The sequence below is a fragment of the Neoroseomonas rubea genome, from assembly GCF_016106015.1.
Classification (GTDB): domain Bacteria; phylum Pseudomonadota; class Alphaproteobacteria; order Acetobacterales; family Acetobacteraceae; genus Neoroseomonas; species Neoroseomonas rubea.
Map to the genome: position 1 here is coordinate 1 of NZ_JACADQ010000613.1, position 1,205 is coordinate 1,205.

A 1,205-nucleotide genomic window follows, 5' to 3' on the forward strand; every position below is an offset into this window, starting at 1 on the left:
AGGGCCTGCCGGCGCCGGCAACGGGCGGGCAACGCCGGCTCGCGATCGGCCAGCCCGGCCAGGTCGGCACGCTCGCCTGGGACCCCGCGCCCACCCTGCCCGCACCAGGCCCGGGCGAGGTCCGCATCGCCGTCGCCGCCGCCGGGCTGAACTTCCGCGACCTGATGTGGGCGCAGGGCCTGCTGCCCGAGGAAGCGCTGATGGACGGCTTCGCCGGCCCAACCCTCGGCATGGAATGCGCGGGTGTCGTCACCGCCGCGGGACCGGGCGTCGCGCTCCGCCCGGGCCAGCGCGTGCTCGGCTTCGCCCCTGCCGCCTTCGCGACCGAGGCGCAGACCCGCGCCGAGGCGCTCGCGCCCATGCCGCCCGGCCTGTCCTTCGAGGCCGCCGCGACGGTCCCCGTCGCCTTCCTGACGGCTGCCTATGCGCTCGAGACGCTGGCGCGCATCCGCCCCGGGGAACGCGTGCTGGTCCACGGCGGGGCGGGCGGGCTCGGACTTGCTGCGCTGCAGGTGGCGCGCGCCGCCGGGGCGCGCGTGGCGGCCAGCGCCGGCAGTCCCGAGAAGCGTGCCTTCCTGCGGCTGGCCGGCGCCGAGCTCGTGCTCGACAGCCGCGACGCCGGCTTCGCCGACACGCTGCGCGCCGCCTGGCCCGAGGGCGTCGACGTGCTGCTGAACAGCCTGGCGGGCGAGGCGATGGAACGCGGCCTGTCGCTGCTGGCACCCTTCGGGCGCTTCGTCGAACTCGGCAAGCGCGACTTCGTCGAGAACCGCCGCGCCGCGCTGCGGCCGCTGCGGCGCAACGTGTCCTACTTCGCCGTCGATGCCGATGCGCTGCCGCGCGCGAAGCCGGAGGTCGCGGCAGCGCTTCTCGCCGACATCGCCGCGCGGCTCGCCGAGGGCTCGCTGCTGCCGCTGCCGCACGCCGCCTTCGCGGCCGAGGACGCGGAGGCGGCGTTCCGCACGCTCCAGGCCTCGACGCATATCGGCAAGCTCGTCATCCGCCCGCCGGGCGAAGCGCCGGAGGCCGCCGCGCCCTGGCGGCCTGACCCGGACGGCACCTACATCGTGACCGGCGGCGGGCAGGGCTTCGGCCTGGAATGCGCGAAATGGCTGGCGGCGAACGGGGCGCGGCACCTCGCGCTGGTCTCCCGCCGCGGCGCCGCGACGCCAGGCGCGCAGGCCGCGCTGCGCACGCTTGCCGCG

1 protein-coding gene is annotated in these 1,205 nt (G+C 77.4%); it reads left to right on the forward strand.

The genetic code is table 11. The annotated features are described in order from the left end of the window. A partial coding sequence (locus tag HW577_RS25320) for an MDR/SDR family oxidoreductase (RefSeq protein WP_198378848.1) occupies positions 1-1,205 on the forward strand: 1,205 nt, incomplete at both ends.